17 protein-coding genes and 1 tRNA gene are annotated in these 23,728 nt (G+C 59.3%); 8 read left to right on the forward strand and 10 right to left on the reverse strand.

Annotated elements, in window-relative coordinates; translation table 11 throughout:
* Positions 1-17: 17 nt before the first annotated feature.
* Positions 18-491 carry a 30S ribosomal protein S7 gene (gene rpsG / locus RCAS_RS20920; protein WP_012122485.1) on the reverse strand — a complete coding sequence of 158 codons (474 nt, stop codon included), beginning with the start codon at positions 489-491 and terminating at the stop codon, positions 18-20.
* Between the two features lie 58 nt (positions 492-549).
* Positions 550-984, reverse strand: a complete 435-nt coding sequence (gene rpsL, locus RCAS_RS20925; protein WP_011955950.1) for a 30S ribosomal protein S12 — start codon at positions 982-984, stop codon at positions 550-552.
* A gap of 306 nt (positions 985-1,290) precedes the next feature.
* Between rpsL and RCAS_RS20930 the strand changes: the two genes are divergently transcribed.
* The 4 genes from RCAS_RS20930 to RCAS_RS20950 all read left to right on the forward strand — a co-directional run bounded on the left by RCAS_RS20930 (position 1,291) and on the right by RCAS_RS20950 (position 7,039).
* Positions 1,291-2,205, forward strand: coding sequence for an NAD(P)/FAD-dependent oxidoreductase (locus RCAS_RS20930; RefSeq protein ID WP_012122486.1), 915 nt, complete (start codon positions 1,291-1,293; stop codon positions 2,203-2,205).
* Positions 2,206-2,349: 144 nt separating this feature from the next.
* Positions 2,350-2,826 carry a hypothetical protein gene (locus RCAS_RS20935; protein WP_012122487.1) on the forward strand — a complete coding sequence of 159 codons (477 nt, stop codon included), beginning with the start codon at positions 2,350-2,352 and terminating at the stop codon, positions 2,824-2,826.
* 144 nt (positions 2,827-2,970) lie between these two features.
* A tRNA-Glu gene (locus RCAS_RS20940) sits at positions 2,971-3,047 on the forward strand.
* A gap of 2,975 nt (positions 3,048-6,022) precedes the next feature.
* Positions 6,023-7,039: a hypothetical protein gene (locus RCAS_RS20950; RefSeq protein WP_157042723.1), complete on the forward strand. Its 1,017-nt coding sequence runs from the start codon at positions 6,023-6,025 to the stop codon at positions 7,037-7,039.
* A 5-nt stretch (positions 7,040-7,044) separates the two neighbouring features.
* Here RCAS_RS20950 and RCAS_RS20955 read toward each other — a convergent pair whose 3' ends face one another.
* The 8 genes from RCAS_RS20955 to nifH all read right to left on the reverse strand — a co-directional run bounded on the left by RCAS_RS20955 (position 7,045) and on the right by nifH (position 15,439).
* On the reverse strand, positions 7,045-7,647 hold the full coding sequence (locus RCAS_RS20955) for a tRNA guanosine transglycosylase family protein (RefSeq protein ID WP_012122490.1): 603 nt from the start codon (positions 7,645-7,647) through the stop codon (positions 7,045-7,047).
* Between the two features lie 50 nt (positions 7,648-7,697).
* Positions 7,698-8,552 carry an NgoMIV family type II restriction endonuclease gene (locus RCAS_RS24305; protein ID WP_012122491.1) on the reverse strand — a complete coding sequence of 285 codons (855 nt, stop codon included), beginning with the start codon at positions 8,550-8,552 and terminating at the stop codon, positions 7,698-7,700.
* 7 nt (positions 8,553-8,559) lie between these two features.
* Complete coding sequence (locus RCAS_RS20960) at positions 8,560-9,981, reverse strand: DNA methyltransferase (RefSeq protein ID WP_157042724.1); 1,422 nt, start codon at positions 9,979-9,981, stop codon at positions 8,560-8,562.
* 264 nt (positions 9,982-10,245) lie between these two features.
* On the reverse strand, positions 10,246-10,458 hold the full coding sequence (locus RCAS_RS20965; RefSeq protein WP_012122493.1) for a hypothetical protein: 213 nt from the start codon (positions 10,456-10,458) through the stop codon (positions 10,246-10,248).
* Positions 10,459-10,825: 367 nt separating this feature from the next.
* Complete coding sequence (locus RCAS_RS20970) at positions 10,826-12,253, reverse strand: nitrogenase component 1 (protein ID WP_012122494.1); 1,428 nt, start codon at positions 12,251-12,253, stop codon at positions 10,826-10,828.
* Positions 12,250-13,680 (reverse strand): nitrogenase component I subunit alpha, encoded by a 1,431-nt coding sequence (locus tag RCAS_RS20975; protein WP_012122495.1) that lies wholly within the window; start codon positions 13,678-13,680, stop codon positions 12,250-12,252. Before RCAS_RS20975 ends, RCAS_RS20970 begins: the two co-directional genes overlap by 4 nt.
* Positions 13,649-14,590 carry a radical SAM protein gene (locus RCAS_RS20980; protein WP_012122496.1) on the reverse strand — a complete coding sequence of 314 codons (942 nt, stop codon included), beginning with the start codon at positions 14,588-14,590 and terminating at the stop codon, positions 13,649-13,651. The genes RCAS_RS20975 and RCAS_RS20980 overlap by 32 nt, the downstream gene beginning before the upstream one ends.
* 27 nt (positions 14,591-14,617) lie before the next feature.
* On the reverse strand, positions 14,618-15,439 hold the full coding sequence (gene nifH / locus RCAS_RS20985) for a nitrogenase iron protein (protein ID WP_012122497.1): 822 nt from the start codon (positions 15,437-15,439) through the stop codon (positions 14,618-14,620).
* An 881-nt stretch (positions 15,440-16,320) separates the two neighbouring features.
* Between nifH and RCAS_RS20995 the strand changes: the two genes are divergently transcribed.
* The 4 genes from RCAS_RS20995 to RCAS_RS21010 all read left to right on the forward strand — a co-directional run bounded on the left by RCAS_RS20995 (position 16,321) and on the right by RCAS_RS21010 (position 23,498).
* Positions 16,321-17,226: a polysaccharide deacetylase family protein gene (locus RCAS_RS20995; RefSeq protein ID WP_012122498.1), complete on the forward strand. Its 906-nt coding sequence runs from the start codon at positions 16,321-16,323 to the stop codon at positions 17,224-17,226.
* Between the two features lie 12 nt (positions 17,227-17,238).
* Positions 17,239-20,145 (forward strand): ABC transporter permease, encoded by a 2,907-nt coding sequence (locus RCAS_RS21000; RefSeq protein WP_012122499.1) that lies wholly within the window; start codon positions 17,239-17,241, stop codon positions 20,143-20,145.
* Between the two features lie 85 nt (positions 20,146-20,230).
* Positions 20,231-20,794: a hypothetical protein gene (locus tag RCAS_RS25410; RefSeq protein ID WP_012122500.1), complete on the forward strand. Its 564-nt coding sequence runs from the start codon at positions 20,231-20,233 to the stop codon at positions 20,792-20,794.
* Between the two features lie 55 nt (positions 20,795-20,849).
* The gene (locus tag RCAS_RS21010) at positions 20,850-23,498 is read left to right on the forward strand and encodes a C25 family cysteine peptidase (RefSeq protein ID WP_012122501.1); all 2,649 of its coding nucleotides are present in this window, start codon (positions 20,850-20,852) and stop codon (positions 23,496-23,498) included.
* The last annotated feature ends 230 nt before the right edge of the window (positions 23,499-23,728 follow it).

Raw genomic sequence — 23,728 nt, forward strand, 5'->3', positions numbered from 1 at the left:
GCCATCGTGAGACCGTTTCAGAACCGTCCGTAGTGTGAAAAGGCGCGATTGGCTTCCGCCATGCGCTGCACATCCTCTTTCCGTTTGATCGTTGCGCCTGTATTGTTGTACGCATCGATCAACTCAGCAGCCAGGCGCTCATACATCGGTTTGCCCGAACGCGCACGCGCCGACATGAGCAGCCAGCGCATCGCCAGCGACTGCCGACGGTCGCTCTTGACCTCGACCGGCACCTGATACGTGGCGCCGCCAACGCGCCGCGGCTTAACTTCGATCACCGGACCGGCGTTGCGTATGGCAGTCTCGAAGATTTCCATCGCGGGCTTCTTCAAGCGCTCAGCCGCCAAGTCGAACGCCTGATAGACGATCTTCTCGGCGATGCTCTTTTTGCCGCGCTGCATAACTTTATTAATAAACTGCTGCACCAGCACGCTGTTGTAGCGTGGGTCTGGCGGTGGGATACGCCGTTCAATCGTGCCTCGACGGGGCATAGGCTACCTCATCACACAGTTGCAGCCAGCGACAGCCGCCGTGCTGCATCGTGAACCCTTACTTCTTCTTTGCCGGAACCGCACTGGCTTTCTTCGTACCGTACTTCGAACGACCCTGCTTCCGGTTCGCAACCCCCTGCGCGTCGAGCGTGCCGCGCACGATGTGGTAGCGCACGCCGGGCAAGTCCTTCACGCGCCCGCCACGGATCAATACCACAGAGTGTTCTTGCAGGTTGTGCCCTTCGCCTGGGATGTAGGCCGTGACTTCCATGCCATTCGAAAGCCGGACGCGCGCGATCTTGCGCAGCGCCGAGTTGGGCTTTTTGGGCGTCATCGTCCTGACTTGCGTGCAGACGCCGCGTTTGAACGGCGACCCTTTGCCGCGCGTCAGTTTGCCCTTCAACACATTCAGGCTGAATCGTAACGCTGGCGCCTTGACTTTCTTTGTGACCCGCTTGCGCGGCTTTCGAACCAACTGGTTGATTGTCGGCATGCTGCTCCTGTCCTCCCCATTGTGCGCGACGCGCGCGCGTCTGCCACGGTTGATCAGTCGCTTTGCAAAAAAATAATGTTACCCTTCACTGGTCGCAGCGACAGCTACGCCTTAGTTTGGGTCCAGAACGCAGACAATAAAATATCTGTGCGTTTTCTGCACAGCGGTAGAGAAGTATAGCACACGAACGAGCGTCTGTCAAACCCTCTGTCGAGTCGATAGAGTCTGGTATACTACTGCCGGAAACTCAACGATGAGCGGATGGTAACAGATGCACGCAGCGTCTGGCGTGACAGGGAGGGCGTCATGCGGGAACTTATTATCATCGGCGGCGGTGCAGCGGCGCTTTCTGCCGGGATGTATGCGCTGGGCAAGCAGATCGATTTCGTGATGATCTATGAATCGTTGGGCGGCAAAGCCGGTTGGCGGCAGAGCCTGGTTGGGCAGGAGGAGGTCGAATATCTGGCGGGCGAAGAAGCAGTCCGTATCTTCGAGCGCAAGATCGCCATGCAGTCGGATCGCGCGATCCGTGATACCGTCACGGCGGTGCATCGCGCAGACCAGGGGTTTCGCGTCGAGACGCGCAACCACGGCGCTCTCGATGCGCTTGCCGTGATTGTTGCCACCGGCGCGACGCCGGTGCGCCTCAAAGCGCCGGGCGCCCAGGAGTTGCTCGGTCAGGGGCTGGGCTACTCGGTCACCACCCATGCGCACCTGCTGGCGGGGAAGACGGCGGCGGTCGTGGGGGCGACGCATCGGGCGCTGCGCGGGGTGGCCGAACTGGCGCGCACGGCCGAAAAGGTCTACCTGATCGTCCCTGAACTGCACGATGTCTCACTGCCGATGATGCATGCCGTCAGCCAGCGCCCGAATGTGGAAATCCTGGCAGGGTACACCGTCGATGAAGTCGTCGGCCCGATGAATGTCGAGGAGATTGTTGTCTCGCGCGCGGGAGAACAGCGTCGGATCGCCGTCGATGCGGCGTTCGTCGATCTGGGGTTGCGCCCGTGCAGTGAGATCGTGCAGCACCTGGTGCGCACCGATCAGGACGGCTTCATCTGGGTCGATGAGCGCATGGCGACGACGGTTCCGGGTGTTTTCGCCGCCGGCGATGTGACGACGGCGTTTGGTGAACAGGTGCTGATCGCCATCGGCGATGGAGCGCGCGCGGCGCTCAGCGCCTACGACTATCTGCTTATGCGAATGCCGGTTGCGCGGTAATGCGGTGCAACTTCAGGCGGCGGCGGTTCGTCATATCGACGAAGACCCAGGGGCGCGGGGCGCAGCGCGAGATAATGCGCGTATGCGTCTGAATGGAATGAGCGCCCCTGTATGATTCGGTTCGTAGCGCGAAGGAGGGACGATATGAGCGAGCAGATGCCAAATACCGGTCAGCCAGAGCCGCAAAAAGAAACGCCGGACCTGACAACCGAACTGCGTGAGATGGGGCAGCAATTGGAGGCGTTGTTCCGCGCGTTCATCGAGAGTGAGCGCGCGAAGCAGATGCAGGCGACGGTCGCAAAGAGCGTGCAGGATCTGGCGGCCGCCGTGCGTCAGACGGCAGAGAAAATCCAGAGCGATCCGCGCTTCCAGCAGGTTGAGGACCGTGGTCGTCAGGCGCTCGAACGCGCTCGTGAGAGCCAGGTGTTCCACGACGTGCAGGAGGCGTTGGTGAACGGTCTGGAGCAGATCAACGCTCAGTTGCACAAACTGGTCGAGAAACTCGAAACCGAGCGCGCCGCTGCTGCACAGACCGGTCAGGGGGACGAAGCGAACCCGCCGGTTGAACACGTGCCGCTCGAAGCGCCGGCCACCGGGGAGACGAAGAAACTGGATGCGTAGGACTGTTGGAGGGTGTCCACAAAGGACACGAAGGGACACGAAGCGAGGCGTGCTGGTTTTTGATCTTCGTGTCTCTTCGTGACCTTCGTGGATGAAGAGGGTTTGCCTGGTGTTCGGATTGCTGATATAATGCAAGTGGGGAACGCCCCCATAGTCTAGCGGCCCAGGACGTCACCCTTTCAAGGTGAAGATCGCGGGTTCGAATCCCGCTGGGGGTACCAGAAACCGCCCGATGACTATCTCATCGGGCGATTGTGTTTAAACAATCTGGCGAATGAATTCGCGCCTGTGGTTCTCCAGCCGCCACCTGCCTCGTGGTTGGGGAGGCGTCGGTCTGCGCCGATGCCCGGCGCGCACGCGCCCTGAGGCGCGGTTTATGAACAAATAATCCGGGAAGCCTGTGCCGCCAGGTCGCACGATCTTTGATCTACGGGTTGATGAGGATTAAGTGATCCGGTACACCCGTGCCGCTGCGCCGCACATGCTATGATCGACGGCCTAATGAAGATTAAGAGTTGAATCCGGTAAACCCAGGCTGCCAGATTGCGCGTTCTGTGAGCTGCGGGCTAACGCCCTTGCGCAGGACAGAGAAGCCCCGCAGGGGCGTTCACGAACTCAGCAAGGGCTTCAGCCCGCTGCGCCGCTCTGCCGAATCGCTCATTCTGTGAGCTGCGGGCTAACGCCCTCGCTCAGGACCTGGAAGCCCCGCAGGGGCGTTCACGAACTCAGCAAGGGCTTCAGCCCGCAGTGCCGCTCTGCCGAATCGCTCATTCTGTGAGCTGCGGGCTAACGCCCTTGCGCAGGACATGGAAGCCCCGCAGGGGCGTTCACGAACTCAGCAAGGGCTTCAGCCCGCTGCGCCGCTCTGCCGAATCGCTCATTCTGTGAGCTGCGGGCTAACGCCCTTGCGCAGGACAGAGAAGCCCCGCAGGGGCGTTCACGAACTCAGCGCGGGCTTCAGCCCGCAGTGCCGCTCTGCCGAATCGCTCATTCTGTGAGCTGCGGGCTAACGCCCTTGCGCAGGACATGGAAGCCCCGCAGGGGCTTGGGTGATCTCAGTCGGGGCTTCAGCTCGACCCGTGCTGTTGAGCCGCACGTTTTCTGAGCTACGGGCTAAAGCCCTCGCTCAGGACCTGGAAGCCCCGCAGGGGCGTTCACGAACTCAGCAAGGGCTTCAGCCCGCTGCGCCGCTCTGCCGAATCGCTCATTCTGTGAGCTGCGGGCTAACGCCCTTGCGCAGGACAGAGAAGCCCCGCAGGGGCTTGGGTGATCTCAGTCGGGGCTTCAGCTCGACCCGTGCTGTTGAGCCGCACGTTTTCTGAGCTACGGGCTAAAGCCCTCGCTCAGGACCTGGAAGCCCCGCAGGGGCGTTCACGAACTCAGCAAGGGCTTCAGCCCGCTGCGCCGCTCTGCCGAATCGCTCATTCTGTGAGCTGCGGGCTAACGCCCTTGCGCAGGACCTGGAAGCCCCGCAGGGGCGTTCACGAACTCAGCAAGGGCTTCAGCCCGCTGCGCCGCTCTGCCGAATCGCTCATTCTGTGAGCTGCGGGCTAACGCCCTCGCTCAGGACCTGGAAGCCCCGCAGGGGCTTTCACGAACTCAGCAAGGGCTTCAGCCCGCAGTGCCGCTCTGCCGAATCGCTCATTCTGTGAGCTACGGGCTAACGCCCTTGCGCAGGACCTGGAAGCCCCGCAGGGGCGTTCACGAACTCAGCAAGGGCTTCAGCCCGCTGCGCCGCTCTGCCGAATCGCTCATTCTGTGAGCTGCGGGCTAACGCCCTCGCTCAGGACCTGGAAGCCCCGCAGGGGCGTTCACGAACTCAGCAAGGGCTTCAGCCCGCTGCGCCGCTCTGCCGAATCGCTCATTCTGTGAGCTGCGGGCTAACGCCCTTGCTCAGGACATGGAAGCCCCGCAGGGGCTTGGGTGATCTCAGTCGGGGCTTCAGCTCGACCCGTGCTGTTGAGCCGCACGTTTTCTGAGCTACGGGCTAAAGCCCTCGCTCAGGACCTGGAAGCCCCGCAGGGGCGTTCACGAACTCAGCAAGGGCTTCAGCCCGCTGCGCCGCTCTGCCGAATCGCTCATTCTGTGAGCTGCGGGCTAACGCCCTTGCGCAGGACATGGAAGCCCCGCAGGGGCTTGGGTGATCTCAGTCGGGGCTTCAGCTCGACCCGTGCTGTTGAGCCGCACGTTTTCTGAGCTACGGGCTAAAGCCCTCGCTCAGGACCTGGAAGCCCCGCAGGGGCGTTCACGAACTCAGCAAGGGCTTCAGCCCGCTGCGCCGCTCTGCCGAATCGCTCATTCTGTGAGCTGCGGGCTAACGCCCTCGCTCAGGACCTGGAAGCCCCGCAGGGGCGTTCACGAACTCAGCGCGGGCTTCAGCCCGCTGCGCCGCTCTGCCGAATCGCTCATTCTGTGAGCTGCGGGCTAACGCCCTCGCTCAGGACCTGGAAGCCCCGCAGGGGCGTTCACGAACTCAGCAAGGGCTTCAGCCCGCTGCGCCGCTCTGCCGAATCGCTCATTCTGTGAGCTGCGGGCTAACGCCCTCGCTCAGGACCTGGAAGCCCCGCAGGGGCGTTCACGAACTCAGCAAGGGCTTCAGCCCGCTGCGCCGCTCTGCCGAATCGCTCATTCTGTGAGCTGCGGGCTAAAGCCCTTGCTCAGGACATGGAAGCCCCGCAGGGGCGTTCACGAACTCAGCGAGGGCTTCAGCCCGCAGTATCTAGAAGCCCGAGTGATTGTCTTAATCTTCGATGATGCATGAAGTGTAACCTGAACCGGCAGGGCTGCGTTAGGATAGATTGAGGAGCAATCCTGTCCGATCGTCTCTGGATTTTCGGTCTGATGAACCGGAGGGAAGCGGCATGCAGCGTCTCAATAGCGAAATCTTCGAATCCTTCGAGACACTGTACAACTGTGTGAACAAGTCTTTTGAGGAGATGCGTCGTGAAGGGGAGGAAAAACTGCGTCAACCGGCGACATCGATACGATGGCATTTCTTCCTGGTGTTGTCGTGTGTGTTTATTGCCTGGTTCCTCGATCCGGGTCGGCGTATTATTATTTCGATAACAAGGATACTAACGGGTAGAGAAATAGATTCGGGCATTTTTTATATTTTTTTATAGTTCTGGGTTTTGGAGTGTGGTCTCTCACTATTTCACTTATTAGTAGGGTGGTTTTTCGGAAAGCCAGACCTGGCTTGTTATTACTCTATAGTGTTTTTGTTTTTCCTGCTTTGCCCCGGCTGGTATCTTTACTTACGAGAAGCGTAGATATTCGTTCTGAGTTGATAGTGTATGTATATTGGTGTACTATTTCTTTGGCCTTCTGGATGCTACTGTTCGGTTTGATGTGGACGGTCAGTGGGGGTATACCGCATATTCTGTTCATGCTGCTCTCATCGGTCAGCAAAGGGGGAGATAGTGCCCTTATTCCGGGGTATATCGCCATGGTTCAACGCGCTGCTCGCGTCGTTGCGGAAAAAAAGGTATGTACCAACCTGAAGGCGCATGATTGGCAGCAGATTGAGACCATTGTCCGCTGGAAATTCGACAGTATCAATGGAAGGTTGCAGGCTTTTTCGCTGGGTGTGGGCGCTCTGGGTCTTTCTGGCATTCTGGCGTTACTATTCTCGCAGGAAGAAATCCGCTCATGGTTCAGACAGTTTCAGGAGTTTATAAATATGTTAGGAGTAGGCGTCATCGTTGAAGATGATGTTTCTATCTTCTTCGTACTGGGCATGGTGGGAATTGCCTTTTTGCTTGCAGCGATCTATTTTGCGCGCTCGTACATCGAACTGCGCGTATTGGAGGCGATGGGGATCATTTGCTCGCTGGCTGCCAGTGGGTTTGGCGTCCAGCAGCATAGCGAGCAGGCGGAGGAATCGGCGCCTCTGACCGCGCCGCCGGATACGACCTCTGCGACAGCGGTCCCGATGCCGTCCGCTGCTCCGGGAAGCGAGGCGTCTGGCAGCGCTGTCTCGTCTATGAATATGACGGGTGCGTCTGTACGTTCGTCAGGCGAGCCGTTCAACGCTGCTCCGTCTTCCGGTGAGACCCTCGCTCCAGCCGAGGCGTCGCCGCTATGTGCCGCTCCTGCGAGCGGAGCGCCTGATGTGGCTCAATTCCCAGAAGATTCGTCCTCTGGCATCACCGATGCTCCTGCTTCGTCCGATACGCTCAATCATCCATCCGCTCATCCTGATCATCGCTCTTGAGGCTATTATGTGCTACCATCTGGATGCCACCTCTGAACTTCGATCAAAGCCATCGCCGTATGCAGCAGTCTGCTGTAGATAGAGTTCTCGATGTGCGCCTGATGCCAGTGTCGGTACGTGCCATCTTTCAGGTGTTCGTCGATTGCTCTGGCTTCCTGGAGCAGCACCCACAGGTTGTGGGTTGCGCGATGGCAGAAGCCGTCAATGCCGTTGGCGGTCAAACCGGCGATGCCAAACCGCTGGCACGCCGGGCACCGGCATTGTTCGAGCATCCGCCACTCGGCGGCATCAGGCTCACGACCGCGCCAGCTGCCCATGCGCGCCACGACTCGATCCCCGCGTCCTGGAAGCTGGACGATGCCGCGCGCAGCGCGATTGCGCCATCCTGACGAGTCGACCGAGTCGATCTGGAACAGCGCCGCCAGATGCAGGGTCGCGGTGCCGCCGATGCCGAATACGTGGATCTGTTTATCCGCCATCACCCGGCGCACCTGAAGGAGGCCCCGCAGCACATCGAGGTACGGCATCGCCTTCGGCGCGCGGAGCAGATTTGGCACGATACCGCCAAGAGCGACCTGTTTTTTGTGAGCCAGTAGTTCGTGGTGCATAAATGCCCGGAGCTAGAAGAGGGATTGCTTTGGAGAAGGATTTAGAAGACCTATATTACTAAGTCAAACGGCAAATCGCTTATATCACGCAGGCGCTTGCCTTGAATTAGCGTCCTTAGCATATCCCCCTGATCTTCGTTCTTCAGTTCTGCAATCGATTCCTCCAATTCCGGCAAAGCGATATGGTAGACGCAATCCAGATCACCTGTACCTAGCGCAAGCGATGCAATACGTGTCGGAAGGGGTTCGGCAGTGACTGCTGCGATATGAGGGGTATGACCCTTTCGATTTCTGATCAGGTTCAATGCTTCTGTGCGTGTGTTCTGACTTCTGTCACTTCTAATTGTCCACTTGCAGGAAATGCTCGCATGCAGAGTGGGTCTCGAACTCTGTCCTCGTTGTAGAAGAGGTGAATATTGCACTACCTTATCTTCGGGGTCAAGAATTGGTTCATGGCGGTTAATTTCTTGATATGATGCAGGATGTATTCCGATAACAATATCAGGCTTTATAATATAGTCCACGCCCACTATAGATGCTAGTTCCTTATTATCTTTAGATATTCGTTCTAATTTGGCAAGATGCGCGTACTGATCGAATTCAGTAATAGGATGCGTAGAATAAATCCATTCAGCTGGTCTCAAATGGTTGATCAAACTTAAGGTCTCCTTAATGAATGACCTTGTGATTTCTTCGAATCTTCTGCCAACCTCCTGTTCTGAAATTGCAGATGGACTATGATTACCACAATTTATTCTTTTATGTACTCCTATGGCAACATTTCTGCTTGTTTGACTGCTTGAGTCGGCAAAACTAGGGTATTGGCCTCCTTTATCGTTCTTAAGCCAAACAATCTTTTCACATATTTGCTTATGGTATTTGCTGCGTAGTTCAGAAATCTTCATCGGATTCTTAGTCGATAGGTGGTTTATAGAAACCAATAACAAACTCTTTGTGCATTCGTCGTTGTATTTGAGACTTCATGTCAACTTGATTTCCGACAGGCATCATTCGGCGATTCCTATCCAGACGGCGTACACCAATCCTAGGAACAAAAAATCCGAGCGACTCTCCGATTTCGCTCAGGCAAACATCGATTTCCACATCTTGACCTCTCAGTTTCGATTCACCCACGACGACGATAGCAACCCGTCCTTTTTTTAAGACACGAAACATCTCTCGCAAGATGGCTTTCATTTCAGAGTAGTACCTGCGAAGCACCAGGCTCTTGCGAGGATCTCTTCGGGCTAGGCTATCAATAATGCTTGAGGTGTAACCTGGAAGACTTTCAAAGCCATGCCCTTCTAAGGCATCTCCACCTATGTATCTTTTCCTTCTTTCGCTGAGTTCTCGTATAGCATAGCCAAGCCACACGAGTGAAAACTTATGAGCGCGCATATAATCAATCGCGTGAGAAGCATAAGGAGGAGATGTGATGATAATGTCAACACACTCGTCATTGAGCAGTAAACTTTTTGCATTACACATTGATATATCAGGCTGCATTCTCGCGTTTTCCCAGTTTGGAAGGCATCTCATGCTCAACTGGTCACTATTCAAACCATTCTCGGACATGTTCTTCAGGCTCTGCATGCACTTCTTTTCAAACTCTTCGAAAGGGGAGCGGATTTTCTTAGATAACTTTCTTCTTTCACTTCTTTTTGAGGTGTCCATCTCTAAGGGACAACCATTCCAATCAATAGCTCTGTCAACCCTATGTGGTCGAGTATGAGCAAGATCGAGCGCAAGTGAAACACCGCCAGATTTTGTGATGATAATTGACGAGAGGATGACGTTAAAGAAATTCCTTAGATTTTCATCGTTGATTCTATTTATTTCGACGACAAGAGCTGTTAGAGCGAGTTGAACTTCTCGAGAAAACCAGTAATCAACAAATTCTCTCGTTTCTTCGTCCCACATCCGATCTATTTCATTATATAGTACTCTTTTTTGGGAGAAAAACGACTCTCTTGCATTGCTAATGATTTCTCTGCTCCATATTACGGCATCATGATGACTGATGGGCGAAACCTTCGCTTTTGCCAACATAACAGCCAGAGGGTCGATATCGAAGCCAATGCCTCGTCTACCTAGCAGAAATGCCTCGAGCACGGTGGTGCCCGAACCCATCATTGGGTCTAGAACCGTTTCACCAGGAAGGGTCAGCGCTTGAATGAACTTCCGGGGTAACTGCGGCGGAAACTTGGCTGGAAAAGAGTGGATGTTGTGTGATGCGTATCCGCTGTCCTGATCGTGAAAATCAAGATCCTCTTCCAGTAAACGACACAGCCTGTCAATATAGACCTGGTTTTCAAGATCAAGAGAGGGGGTCATAGCGGCGTAGAACCATATAAGGTTATGCAATAGCCTTTACCCTTTCCTCAAGTTCGCTTCTTGAGCAGGGTTCCTATCATTATATCATACAACGGCGGGCGTCAAACATCCTGCCTGTGCGACAAACCGTCCTATGAAACGTCTGATGCTAACTCACGTTCAAAGATGCAATGCTGAGGTGTAGGAAATCCGTTGTGGATGTCAACCGCCGATCATTGCATCCAAACAAAAGATACCACATTTATCACCGACGGCACGTTCGTCTTACCCTTCCTCCTCGATCCACGCGAGCGCATAGGTTGCCCCGTCGTACACAACACAACTGACATGCGGGTGCAGCGCTCGATCATCGGACGCGCGACGGTAAACGGACCGTGCGTGCATAGTGTGCTCGATGAGAAGATAGTCTCCGCTTATGTGGACGGGTAGATGGTCAGGGTTGACCACCGTTTCGTCCCAGCCATGAACGTCGTCCATTGCAAGGCTCCTTTCCCTCGTTGATCCATCGGCGGGGCGGGTCTGCGACCCGCCCGTTGGGGCGGGTCGCAGACCCTCCTGTTCGTTGGGGCGGGTCGCAGACCCTCCCGTTCGTTGGGGCGGGTCGCAGACCCTCCCGTTCGTTGGGGCGGGTCGCAGACCCTCCCGTTCGTTGGGGCGGGTCGCAGACCCTCCCGTTCGTTGGGGCGGGTCGCAGACCCTCCCGTTCGTTGGGGCGGGTCGCAGACCCTCCCGTTCGTTGGGGCGGGTCTCAGACCCTCCCGTTCGTTGGGGCGGGTCGCAGACCCTCCCGTTCGTTGGGGCGGGTCTCAGACCCTCCCGTACAGGTTGGCTGAGACGGACCCCCCTACGGATGGTGTGCGGCGCCATTGCGTAGCGTGATCGGAATGTCTGTTGGTCTTTCGAGGCCGGTTTCGAGCAGGGTGTTGCTCACAATCGCCGTTGCACGGCGCTCGAAGATCATATTTGTGATCTCATCGACCAGTGCAGTCGCGCCGTTGTAGCCAACGATAGATCGACGATGGTAGCCAAAGCGATCTTCGACCGGGAAACCAACTCGCACCAGCGGGATGTTTTCCGCTTCGGCGATAAATTTGCCTTTCGAGTGTCCCATCAGCAGATCGACCGGTCGTTGCTTGATCCGCTTGTGCAGTTCGTGGAGATCACCCTTGAGAATGATCTCGCTCTCGACCTCCAGTTCCTCTGTCAGTTCGACCATCCGTTCTCCCCAGGAGCGGTTGTCGGCGGCGGTCAGGATGTGTGCCGGGATCATGCCCATTTCGGCGATCAGCCCGACTAGCCCCTCAAGCATATCGGGATCGCCGTAGAGCGCAACACGCAATCCTGTCGTGTACATATGCGTATCAACCAGTGCATCGAGCAGGCGCGCCCGTTCGACCCCTAGCGATTCGGGGATCGTGTGGTCGGTGATCTCAACCAGTGTGTTGACAAAGGCATCGGTGTTCCTCAAGCCGATGGGCATAGTCAGCACGTGAGCGGGGACGTTGTAGCGTCGCTCATAAATGTGCGCTGCTTCACCACCGATGTGGCGCTGGAGCGCGATAGTCGCCAGCGACTTCGAGGAGTTGCGCAGTTCCTCAACAGTCGTGCCTCCGCGCGGGAAGTGGGGGCGCGGATGGTAGTAGCCGCCGTCGAGGGTTTCCGAGTAATCGGTGATCCACAACCCGTGCAGCCCCATTTCACGCAGCATGTGCTTTAGTTCGCGGATGTCGCCGGGATTGACCCAGCCGGGAATAATGTTGATCTTGCCGTTGGTCTCGCCTTTCTTCTTGCGGCGATCCGGCAGATTGAGCGCGATCTCCTTGAGAAAATTGTCGAAGCCAGTCGTGTGGTTGCCGATGTACGAGGGGGTTTTGACCGACAGGATCGGGATGGTGACCTCCGGGCGCTTGTCCAGAAACTCGTCGATGATTCCGGGAATGTCGTCGCCGATCGTCTCGGAGAGACAGGTCGAACAGACCATAATCATCGTCGGATGGAATCGTTCCCAGATATTCTTGAGCGCCGCGAGCAGGTTTTGTTTGCCGCCATAGACCGTCGTCTTTTCGGTGAGCGAGGTGGTGGCGACTTCGACCGGTTCGCGGAAGTGGCGCGCCATCTGATGTCGCGGGTAGGTGGCGCATCCCTGTGAGCCGTGGTTGATGGTAATGGCGCCGTGAATGCCGTAATTGGCGAGCATTGCCCCGATTGGCGCGCAGGAACGGGTCGGGTTAATGGCGACAGCGCGATCCTGCATGGTGAGACAACTGGTCATGACTCCACCTCCTCAAAACCGTGCGCTGCGTGATGCGTAGCGGGCGCGGGGCGGGCGCGCTGATGCAGGATGTTCCAGACCGGCGCATGCAGCGCTTTATCGATGTCGCGCGCAAAGTTGACCATGCCTACGAAGCCGGCATAGGGTCCGGTATCGTAAGTATGCCCATTGACGAATGGCACGCCGAGTTTATACGCCAGGTACCGCTCCTTGTTGCCCGAGATGAACAGGTCGGGGCGACGTCGGTTCAGAATTTCTTCGATTTCGGGAACGTTGGGGTTGTCGATCACCAGCGCGCCTTCTGGGATCTGATTGAAAATCTTCTCGTAGTCGTCAGTATGCCCGAAGGTTGTGGCTGCCGTTTCGGTCTCCATGCCCAATTCGCGCAGGAGTTCGATCCAGTGCCAGACGCGCGGGCCTCCCTGATAGATGAAGACGCGCTTTCCATGCAATCGCTGGCGGTATGCGTCGATATAGGGTTGAATGCGGGTGACTTCGTGGGCAATCACCTCTTCGGCGCGCGTTTCAAGCCCAAAGAATGCGGCGGCGGCGCGCAACGCCTGCGCCATATTCCTGATGCCCCAAAGGGTGACGTTGATAGACGGTGTGCCATACTTCTCCTTCATCATATCGGCGATGTACGTGGCTGAACGCTGGCAATGCACGATGTTGAGCGCCGCCTTGTGCATGATCTTCAGGTCATCCACCGAGACATTCCCGGTAAAACGAGCGATGATCTGCAAGCCGAGCGCCTCGAAGAGATACTCGAAGGTGCGGATGTCATTCTTGATGTTGTAGTCGCCGATGATATTGATCGAACGGCTGAAATCACCCTCCGGCTCGATCGAACCGACCAGTTGGCGAAAGATCGTTTCGTTGCCAACGTGGTGTCCCATCGACTGGCTGACACCGCGAAACCCCTCGCACTCGAAGAACACGACTGGCTTGCCGATGATCGCTTCCGCTTGTTTGGCGACATCACGCCCGTCGTCGCCGATCAGTGCCGTGGAGCAGGTGTTGTAGACAAACACCGCCTTTGCGTCGGGAAATTCGGCGCTGGCTTCGATGATCGATTGCAGCAATTTCTTCTCGCCGCCGAAGACGATGTTTGTTTCGTTCATGTCGGAGACGAAGGTGTATTTCATGTGAAAATCGCTGTCGGCGAGGTGCGGACGGTAGCCCCACGAAAAGAATGCGCACCCGATCGGTCCGTGCGTCAGTTGAATAGCATCCTTTACCGGCCCGCCGACGACGCCGCGACAGCCGGCGTAGGTGCAACCACGCTCGGTCATATCACCGGGGGTGGTTGCAACATTGTTGGCGATGAAGCAGCCGGTTCCATCACCGCGCTGGCACTTCCCGTCCGGTCCTTTGAGCGCGATATGGATCGCTCGCTCAGGCAGGGTCTGATTGCACTTGAACTGCATGGGTGTGCTCCTTCCGCTGTGCCAAAAATCTGGGAATACAGACTCGTTCGCCCGTACCGCACCCCTCCTCGCCGGGAACGCCGATGGCATCGGCGCGGCATCGCTGGCAGTGGCGAAACTGTTCGATGACGGTCGCGCACTCGTCGCGCACCCGGTTGAGCAGTTCGGGTGAGGGTTCCGGCAGGTGCGCAAACTTCGCCAGGGGTATGAGCGGGATGATGTTCATGATGGAGGCGCCGTGATCTTTGACGACGCACGCGACGTCGATCAGGTGATGATCGTTGATACCGGGAATGAGCACTGAGTTCACCTTAACCACTATACCGCGCAGTGCCGCTTCGCGCAGTCCGATCAACTGATTGTGCAGGAGCAGTGTGCTTGCCTCGCGCCCGCGGTAGGTTTTGCCCCGATAGCGCACATGGGCGTATATCTGCTTGCCAATTGCCGGATCGACCGCATTGATCGTGATCGTCAGCGTGGTGATCCCGGCCCGCTCGATGGCGTCGATCTGATCCGGCAGCAGCAAGCCGTTGGTCGAGAGGCAGCGGATCAGGTGCGGAAACTCAGCGCGCGCGCGCTCGAACGTAGTGAGCGTCGCCTGATTTGCCAGCGCATCGCCTGGACCGGCCACGCCAAGGACGCGGAGGCGCAGGTCGTGGGCGATGGCGTGGCGGACGGTGTGGAGCGCCTCGTCGGGCGACATGACCCGCATGGTGACGCCGGGACGATTTTCGTTTGGGCATGCGTATTTGCGAATGCAATAGTTGCACTGGATGTTGCAACGGGGCGCCACCGGCACGTGGATGCGTCCGAAGCGGAAATGCGCTGCCCGGCTATAACACGGATGCGTGCTCAGATCAACCTTGGGAAAACAGACGCCCTGGCACGATCCGGCGGATGAAGCGTCCATTGAAGCCTCCATGACGCTGGCGCGCCGCTAATCGACAATGCCGTACTCGCGCATCAAATCTTCGAGTTCTTCCTGGGTGATAGGAGTTGGGATGGTAAACTCGTCGTTCTCATCGATCTTGCGCGCCAGTTCGCGGTACTCTTGCGCCTGCGGCAGATCGGGATCGTAGTCGATGACGGTTTTCTTGTTGATCTCGGCGCGCTGGACGTCTTTGCTGCGCGGGATGAAGTGGATCATCTTCGTGTTGAGACGACGCGCGAACTCCTTGACCAGCGCCTGTTCATTTTCGACCAGGCGCGAATTGCAGACGAGTCCGCCGAGGCGGGCATAGCCGCGTTCGGCGAACTTCTTAATGCCTTTGCAAATGTTGTTGGCCGCGAAGAGCGCCATGTACTCGCCGGAACAGACGATGTAGATCTCTTCGGCATACCCTTCGCGGATCGGCATCGCAAACCCGCCGCACACGACGTCGCCAAGGACATCGTAGAAGACATAATCAAGGTCGTCCTTATACGCGCCCAGAGTTTCGAGGGTTTGAATGGCGGTAATCACCCCGCGCCCACCGCAGCCAACGCCGGGTTCAGGTCCGCCCGATTCGACACATTTGACGCCGCCGTACCCCTGAACGACCACCTTTTCAAGTTGGACGCTTTCAGGACCGACATCGCGCAGGGTATCGAGCACCGATGGCTGGCGCACGCCGCGCAGCAGCAGGCGGGTGCAATCTGCCTTGGGGTCGCACCCGACGACCATCAACCGATACCCCATCGACGCGAGTGCGGCAGCAGTGTTCTGCTGTGTGGTGGACTTGCCGATTCCGCCCTTGCCGTAAAAAGCGACCTGCCGCATGGTTTTGCTCCTTTCCATCGAACACGCGCAGCATCGTGCGCGTGAGCGCAAACCGGACGGTTACGTGGGCGCGAACGAGGACTTTGCTGGGCGAGTGGCGGCGAAGGAACAGGTGTCGAGAGAAGGTTCACAGGCGCTCACGCCGCCACTGCGCAATCCTGGCGACAATCCAGGGCGCACAAAGTACTGGTCCGGCAGCATGAGCGGGAAGGGGACATATGCTATAATGCCACCGCATCGGCGCTCACGCCGCCGCTGCATCGATCCCCCGCCGGTGCCAGCGGCGTGGGGATCGCCTGTTACCTGAGCCGATCGGCTGGATGTCGGGCAGCAGGAGCGCCAGGATTGCAATTGCAGTGCCAGTGCAACCGCATCCCTCTTCCCAATTGAAGGCGCATCCCAAAACTCAGCCCGCTTGGCGAACGTTGCTCAGGCAGGTTGGCGCATCACTGCAAAGAAGCATCATTGAGGATCACGACATTGTGGCGTCGCAGGGATTGAGCGTGATAATGGTGTGTACGAGAGCCAGGACGCTCAACGCCACTGTTGGGTTCCATCAGCGAAGTTTGGAGAAAATATACCATTGATTGCCCACATTGGCAATACATTTTTGAGGCGTGATCGTTAACATTCGATAACCAATGCATGCTGATTGTCGGTTTTGAACATATACATTTGTGGTGTGAATGACGGTCATCCAGGGCGGGTGAAGAAGCAAAACACTTCGAGACACGGAAAACGCACCTCAATTCTGGAAACTCTACCCTGAGAGGAGCGCCGGGCGCGCCCCGGCGCTTGGTCAAGGCGTGTGCTATAATGCCCGGCGATCAGGTCAGAGTGCTCTATAGCATTGAGAAGCCGGATCAAAGAAGCGTGCGCCAATGACGACCCGTTTGACGATTCACGTGCTCTTCACGCTGGATTGTGAGAGCATTGCGATCCGCACTGCGAAGGAAGGACCACGCACCTGGGAGCAGAGTGCGCGCGCCATCGAAGGGTATGCCAATCGCTTGCTTCGCGCAGGGTATCCGCCGACGCTCTTTCTGGCGCCGCAGTGCGCCGTCGAGCACACACCGCTGCTGGAAGAACTCGCCGAACGCGGCGCCGAACTCGGATTGTATGTCAATCCGTTGCAGGCGGAGAGCGGATCGTATCGCAACTTCCTGGGTACGCTGTCGCCGGAAGCGCAGCGCCGCTTGATCGATGAGTCTGCTGAACGCTTTGCCGACGCCATTGGCGTTCGCCCGCGCTCATTTCGCCCTTGCAAGCATTCGGCAAGCGACGATACCTATCGCTTGCTCTATGAACTCGGTTTTCGTCAGGGGTCGATTGCGCAGCCCGGCTTTGTCCTTCCTCGCATCGGCGTGGATTGGGAGCACGTTTCGCACCATCCGCGCTACGTCGATAGCGCCAACCGTGAGCGCTCCGGCGAGTTGCCGTTGCTCGACGTGCCGGTGACAACCGATCCGGATCAGCGGCACATTACCAATCTGCCGTATGAGTTGCGGATCGATGCTGGAACCTTCGAGGCGCTGCACCAACCGGTGATCGACCGGGCAATCGAGCGGATGATCGAGGATGCGGCGTCGTTCTGTGCGCTCTGCTTTACGTCCGATAATCGCCCGGCATACGATAATGACGATGATAAACATAGTCGAACCCTGGAAGCCATCCTCGATTATCTCGAAGCACTCCGTGAGCGCTACGATCTGGTTCCGACCACGCTTGCCGGCGCTCACGACCGCTTCCGCGCCGCGCGGCACACGCTTCGCGCGGCGCAGGAATGAACAGGCGCTCCAATGATTCGTCAACTGACTCTTGCTCTGGCGTTTCCCTCCGTTATCTGGCGACGTTTGCTGAGCCATCTGGGGCTGGCGCTGGCGGTCTGGTCCGGCATGACGCTGGCGGTTGGCATGGTGGTCTGCATTCCGGTCTATGCCGAGGCGTCGGGGTATCGCATTCTGTTGGCGGCGCTCACCGAACGAGCCATCGCCGATCCGCTGCCGCCCTTCGCAATGGTCTACCGTTACGGCGGCGCATCCGACCCCTCGATTTCCTGGCAGCAATATCTGCTTGCGGATCAACTGGCGGGGCACCTGCCGGCTGCGGGGATCGACCTGCCGGCGCCACCGAGCGTTCGCTTCGCCGCCACGGAAAAACTGCGCGTCGGTTTTCCCGATGGCGCCGGTAGAGAAGTGCTCTTCGCCCGTATAGGGTTTCTCAGCGGCGTCGAACGGCACATTCAGATTGTCGATGGCGATCTGCCGCGACCGTTCACCGGCGATGGACTGCTCGACGTGCTGGTGTCGGAAACGACGGCGTCGAAGAATACGCTGCTGGTCGATGATGTGTATCTGGTGCAATCGACCGGTCGCGGAGCGCGTATCGAGGCCCCGGTGCGGATTGCCGGCATTTGGCGACCGGCGGATGCCGACGCGAGTTACTGGTTTCAGCCGCCATCGACGTATAGTGATGTGTTTCTTGTGCCGGAAGAGAGTTTCGTCCGGCTCGTCGATGTTCCCGATGCGCGCTTCGTCACCCTGACGGCGTGGTACACCGCAATCGATGGCAGCAGTGTGCGCAGTAGCGATGTCGAGCGGTTGCGAGAACGGATTGCGATGGCGACTGCCGATATTCAGCAGCGTCTCCCCGGCGCCGAACTGGTTCGCTCGCCGATGGATGCGCTGGAGCGGCATCGTGATCAGGTGCGGGTCTTGACGGTCACGCTGGCGCTGTTTGCCGTGCCGCTGCTGGTGGTGATCGGGTATTTTGCAGTGCAGGTCACCGAAATGACCGTTGCGCGCCAGCAACAGGAAATGGCGGTGCTGCGCAGCCGCGGTAGTTCGCGCTGGCAGGTGCTGGGGCTGGCGCTCGGCGAAGTGTTGCTGCTCGGCGCTGCCGCATGGGTGGCCGGTCTGCCGCTGGGATGGTTGCTGGCGCAGTTGATTGCCTGGACGGTCTCGTTTCTCAGATTCGCGCCGCTCGATATTCCCCCGCCGACGTTACTCCCCGCCAGCCCATGGCACGCGCTGGCGACGATCCTGCTGGCGCTGCCGGCAGTGCTTTTGCCTGCGTTGAGCGCCGCCGGGCGCACGATCATTTCGTACAAGAGCGAACGGGCGCGCGCCACGCGCCCGCCCCTCTGGCAACGGCTCTATCTCGATATTCTTCTGCTGATACCGGCGGTCTATGGTTATCAACAGTTACGGTTGAGTGGTATGATCGGCGTGCCTGGCGTGACCGTCGGCGCGGATGATCCATTTCGCAATCCGCTCCTGCTCCTTGCGCCGGCGCTGATGGTCTTTGCCGGTACGCTCGTCGGTATGCGCTTCCTGCCGTTGCTGCTGCGCTTGCTGGCATGGAGCGCAGGGCGGGCGCCAGGGGTGGCGCTGGTGACGGCGCTGCGCTTTCTGTCGCGCACGCCGGGAACGTATGGCGGACCGGTGCTCCTGGTTGCGCTGACGCTGGCGCTGGCGACATTCACATCATCGATGGCGCTCACGCTGGATCGTCATAGCGAAGAACGGGCATACTACCGGGGAGCGGCGGATGTGCGCCTGGCATACCCCGGTGCGGCGATCACCTCGGCGAATATTGCCGGCGATCGCGAGATTGCACCGGCGGAAACCAGCCTCGATCTGAGCGGCGGAACGCTGGGTACGACGGGAGAAGCAGATACGACGCCAAGCACCGCATATATGTTCGTGCCGATGGAAGAGTATCTGACCATCCCAGGGGTGACCGGCGCCACGCGGGTCGCTCCGAGCAAAGCGGATATCATTGTAGGAAATACGCCTGCGACCGGCGGCATCTTCTACGGCGTCGACCGGACGACGCTGGCGGCGGTGCTGGCGGATGCCTGGCGCCCTGACTATGCCGGTGAGTCGCTCGGCGCGTTGATGAACCGTCTGGCGGACTACCCCGACGCAGCCCTGGTGTCGGAAACATTTGCGCGGGAGCGGGGGTTGCGGATCGGCGATCGCTTCGCATTGGCGATGAATGATCGCGGGCAAACGCAGAATATCACCTTTACGGTCGTAGGGACGCTCAAGTACTTTCCAACGCTCTACGATCAGGGTTTGCCATTCGTGATCGGAAATCTGGATTACAGTTTCGACTCACAGGGTGGCCAGTATCCGTATGAGGTCTGGTTATCGCTGGCGCCTGGCGCAAACCTGCAAAGCGTAGCAGCGGCAGGAATCGGGTATGGGTTGCGTATGATCCGCTCGACGCCGCAAACGTTGCTCGAACTCGATCTGCGCCGACCGGAGCGCCAGGGTTTGTTCGGCTTGCTCTCGGTGGGTTTTCTGGCGACGACGGTGGTCACGGTGATCGGGTTCGTTGCCTATACCCTGCTCTCGTTCCAGCGACGGCTGGTGGAGTTGGGGGTTCTGCGCGCAATTGGGCTGAGCACCCGGCAGTTGAGCGCCCTGCTGGTGTTCGAGCAGACGCTGGTGGTTGGGTTTGGTGCGTTGCTCGGCACTGCCGTCGGCATTCTGACGAGTCGCTTGTTCATCCCGTTTTTGCAGGTACGCACCGGCGTCTACCCGGATACGCCGCCGTTCGTGGTGCAGATCGACTGGGAGCGGATTGTGCTGGTGTACGGTATTTCCGGCGGGCTGCTGGCGGCGACGATTGTCGCCATTGTGCTGCTGCTGCGTCGCATGCGGATTTTCGAAGCGGTGAAACTCGGTGAGGCGGTGTAAGCAGGTCGCAGCGATGCTTGAAAAACGGGCGCATCTCTGCTACTATAGCCGTAATCGCGTACTACAGAGATAAGGAGCGCCTTGCATGCCTCGATTGGTGATTGCAATCTGCGCTGGCATGGTCGCAGCCGGGTTGCTGGCAGGCTTTGCGCGTGTCATGGAAGCGGCTGCACCACGCGGCGTTCCGCAGGCGCCGGTGCTGGCGTTGACCGAAACAGTCGAAGCGCGCCCGACCGACACGCCCCTGCCGACCGACACACCGCTGCCAACAGAGACGCCGCCGCCGACCACGCCGCCGACCACGCCGCCGCCGACCACGCCGCCGACCACGCCGCCGCCGACCACGCCGCCAGAGACGCCGCCGCCGACCACGCCGCCGACCACGCCGCCGCCGACCACGCCGCCAGAGACGCCGCCGCCGACCACGCCGCCGGAGACGCCGGTGCAGGAGCAACAGCAAACAGCGACGCCGACCGAAATGGTGGTCTCGACTGCAACACCGACATTGACGCCAACGCCGACGGCGCCGGTTCCCGCCACGTTACCCACCACCGGTGCGCCTGCCGCCGGTGGCGCGCCGCTGATTGTGCTCTTGCTGGCGCTGATGGCGATGGTTGGCGGCTTGCTGGCGCGCAGGCGCACGGCATAACCGGAAGAGAATCAACGTAGCAGAAGAGTCGGTGCTTGTGCTGCCCGGATTGTTGATGATGACACGTTTTGCCCTCGTTCTTGCACTGGTCATCGGTAGTGTGTGCGGTGCGGCGGCTTCTGCCGCTGCCGGTGCGATTGCCGTTGTTCGTGGTGGTGACGAAACGCTGGTTGTCCAGGCGACAACGAGCGGAACGCGGATCATCTGGCGTCCTCCGGCGTCCGATCCGTCTCTGCATGTCGAACCGGTTCTGGTCGCGTTGCGCCTCACCGGTGATGCGACTATCGCGCCTCGCCTGCTGGCGCTCGATGATACGCCGTGGACGGGCGACTTCGACGATCCGCCAGGTGCGCCGGTATTTGTGCTGCGCGAGGCGCGTCAGCGCGGTGAGCGTCTGGCTGTGCTGGCACTCAGTCCGGTCTATCTGCGCGAGGGGCAGGCGCGCGCGGTGCGCACGCTCGAAGCGCTGGTCGAGGGCGCGGCGCCGCTGAGTGACTCACCTGTTCCCGTCGCTGCATCATCACTTGCAGCAGGAGAGCCCGCTTCTGGGCGTCCGCCAGCGTTTCCGGCGCCTCCGGCGCTGCGGGTGCGGGTGGACCGTGCAGGTGTGCAGGTCATCCCCGTCAGTTCTCTGAGTTCGGCGATCGCCGGAGCGCCGGAGCGCCTCAAACTGACCCGCGCCGGGGTGGAAATCCCGCTCGAACTGCGCGACGCGAGCGGTAATGGCGTCTGGGGCGACCCAGACGACGAACTACGCTTTTATGCGCCGCCGCCGGGTAACCGCTGGAACCGCAGCGATACGTATTGGATCACGCTCGAAGCAGGATCGCGATTGCGCATTGCGTCCCGCGCGGTGAGTGCGCCATCGGGCGAAGCGCCATCCACTGCGCTGGAACGGGGTGTTGTGCGCGGAACGGCCTACTACGACTCGCGGCGCCCTGGCAGTGATGGCGATCACTGGTTTGCGAAGCTGCTGCGCGCTGAGGCGGGACAACCGGCGGATGACCAGGCGATGCTGTCCGTTCCGCTCACGACGACCCTTCCAACCGCAACTGGAACGGTGACGCTGACGGTTGCGGTCCACGCGCAATCGGATGGTGCGCGTCGCCTGACCGCCGCCATCGAGTCGAGCAGCGGATCGCCGGTTGAGTGGAGCGGCAGCGGAGATGCACTCCTGACGCTCAGTGTAGCCGGTAGCCCTGCTGCCACGACGCAAGTGCGCCTGACGCTGACCGCTGTCGTCGGGTATGCACAGGTGGCCGTGGATACGGTCGAATGGATGCGACCGGTGCAGTTGCAGTTCGGCGGGAAAGGCGCTGTCTTTCAGGGCGCGCCGGATCAGCGCGCCTACTGGTTGACTGGTGCGCCTTCCGGGTTCGATCTCTACGATATTACCGATCCTGTGATGCCGACGCGGTTACAGATGCCCGCCGGTTCCGCATTCGAGGATAGTGCGCCGGGGAAATTGTATCTGCTGACCGGCGTCGGCACACGACACACGCCGACGGTCGAGCCGTTCACGCCGCCAACGCTGCCAACCGATGCCAGTGTGCTGTACATCGCTCCCGCGCCGTTCCATGCTGCGCTGACGCCGCTCGTGGACCTGCGGCGCGCGCAGGGGTACAGCGTGGCGGTTGTGGATGTGCAGCACCTCTACGACGGATGGAGTGACGGTCAGGTCGATCCTGATGCGATCCGCGCCTTTCTGCAATTTGCGCGTCCCCAGGCAGTGACGCTGGTTGGCGACGGGAGTTCTGATCCGTTCGACTATACCGACCGTGGTGCGAAGAATGTCAACCTGATCCCGCCATATCTGGCGATGGTCGATCCGTGGCTGGGCGAAACCGCCTGCGAAACGTGTTACGCGCAACTGGACGGCGAGCGACCGACCGATGACCGGCTGCCGGATGTCTGGCTTGGGCGGCTGCCGGCAAAGAGCGTTGCTGAAGTGCAGTTGCTGGTGGCCAAGATCATCAGGTACGAAACGTCTCCATCCGGCGGCGCATGGCGCAGCCGCGCGCTCTACCTGGCGGATGATGCGGACACCAGCGGCGATTTTGTGGCTCAGGCGGAAGCGAGCATTGCGCTGCACCCGGTAGGCGTCCAGATCGGTCGGGTGTTTTTTGGCAACGGTGCGGGAGCGTTTCCAACCGCTGCCGCAGCGCGGACTGCTACGCGGACACAGTTCGACAACGGCGCGGCGGCGGTGGTCTACATCGGGCACGCGCATCAACAGCAGTGGGCGGTGACGGAGTTGAGCGCGCCGGAGAACTGGCTACTCCATCGAAATGATGTCGCGGCGCTGACCAATGGCGAGCGCCTGCCAGTGGTACTGGCGCTCACCTGCCTGAGCAGCGCCTTTCAGTGGCCCTCATACGTGGGCATGACTGTTGATGAGGCGCTGCTGCTGCACGAGAAGGGCGGCGCTGTGGCAGTCTGGGGACCGACGGGGCTGGGCGTGTCCTACGGGCACGACAAACTGCAACGGGGATTCTTCCGCGCCCTCTGGTCACCCGCGCCAGATGTGGGGATTGAACGCGCCGTGCCGCTTGGCGCGTTGACCAGCGCCGGGTTCCGTGACCTCTTCACCGGAAGCGCCTGTTGTCAGGAAACGATATTCACCTATGCGCTGCTGGGCGACCCGCTCACGCCGCTGCGGATGACGGCGGGGACGCGTGTGATGTTGCCGCTGGTGCAGCGGTAGCCTGCGTTATACCAATGACCTGTGACCATCCGGCATGGTCACCTCGAGCAGCGCGAGGGGTCTTGCGCGACCCGCTCAGATTCCGCGCTGCGCTCGGAATGACACGCATGCGGCATCTTCAATCGTCATTGGTATTATGATGGCGGAACAGGCGTAAGCCGACAGGGAATGCTGCGGTTTATACTAACTTGCGGTCAGTCTGGCAAGATGTTCGCGCGTTCGTTGGGCGA

This window comes from Roseiflexus castenholzii DSM 13941, assembly GCF_000017805.1.
In the GTDB taxonomy this organism is placed as follows: domain Bacteria; phylum Chloroflexota; class Chloroflexia; order Chloroflexales; family Roseiflexaceae; genus Roseiflexus; species Roseiflexus castenholzii.

Bases quoted from the DNA above. Each gene is read 5' to 3' on its own strand.
- rpsG (WP_012122485.1), bottom strand. From the start codon at position 491: ATGCCCCGTCGAGGCACGATTGAACGGCGTATCCCACCGCCAGACCCA.
- rpsL (WP_011955950.1), bottom strand. From the start codon at position 984: ATGCCGACAATCAACCAGTTGGTTCGAAAGCCGCGCAAGCGGGTCACA.
- RCAS_RS20930 (WP_012122486.1), top strand. From the start codon at position 1,291: ATGCGGGAACTTATTATCATCGGCGGCGGTGCAGCGGCGCTTTCTGCC.
- RCAS_RS20935 (WP_012122487.1), top strand. From the start codon at position 2,350: ATGAGCGAGCAGATGCCAAATACCGGTCAGCCAGAGCCGCAAAAAGAA.
- RCAS_RS20955 (WP_012122490.1), bottom strand. From the start codon at position 7,647: ATGCACCACGAACTACTGGCTCACAAAAAACAGGTCGCTCTTGGCGGT.
- RCAS_RS24305 (WP_012122491.1), bottom strand. From the start codon at position 8,552: ATGAAGATTTCTGAACTACGCAGCAAATACCATAAGCAAATATGTGAA.
- RCAS_RS20960 (WP_157042724.1), bottom strand. From the start codon at position 9,981: ATGACCCCCTCTCTTGATCTTGAAAACCAGGTCTATATTGACAGGCTG.
- RCAS_RS20965 (WP_012122493.1), bottom strand. From the start codon at position 10,458: ATGGACGACGTTCATGGCTGGGACGAAACGGTGGTCAACCCTGACCAT.
- RCAS_RS20970 (WP_012122494.1), bottom strand. From the start codon at position 12,253: ATGACCAGTTGTCTCACCATGCAGGATCGCGCTGTCGCCATTAACCCG.
- RCAS_RS20975 (WP_012122495.1), bottom strand. From the start codon at position 13,680: ATGCAGTTCAAGTGCAATCAGACCCTGCCTGAGCGAGCGATCCATATC.
- RCAS_RS20980 (WP_012122496.1), bottom strand. From the start codon at position 14,590: ATGGACGCTTCATCCGCCGGATCGTGCCAGGGCGTCTGTTTTCCCAAG.
- nifH (WP_012122497.1), bottom strand. From the start codon at position 15,439: ATGCGGCAGGTCGCTTTTTACGGCAAGGGCGGAATCGGCAAGTCCACC.
- RCAS_RS20995 (WP_012122498.1), top strand. From the start codon at position 16,321: ATGACGACCCGTTTGACGATTCACGTGCTCTTCACGCTGGATTGTGAG.
- RCAS_RS21000 (WP_012122499.1), top strand. From the start codon at position 17,239: ATGATTCGTCAACTGACTCTTGCTCTGGCGTTTCCCTCCGTTATCTGG.
- RCAS_RS25410 (WP_012122500.1), top strand. From the start codon at position 20,231: ATGCCTCGATTGGTGATTGCAATCTGCGCTGGCATGGTCGCAGCCGGG.
- RCAS_RS21010 (WP_012122501.1), top strand. From the start codon at position 20,850: ATGATGACACGTTTTGCCCTCGTTCTTGCACTGGTCATCGGTAGTGTG.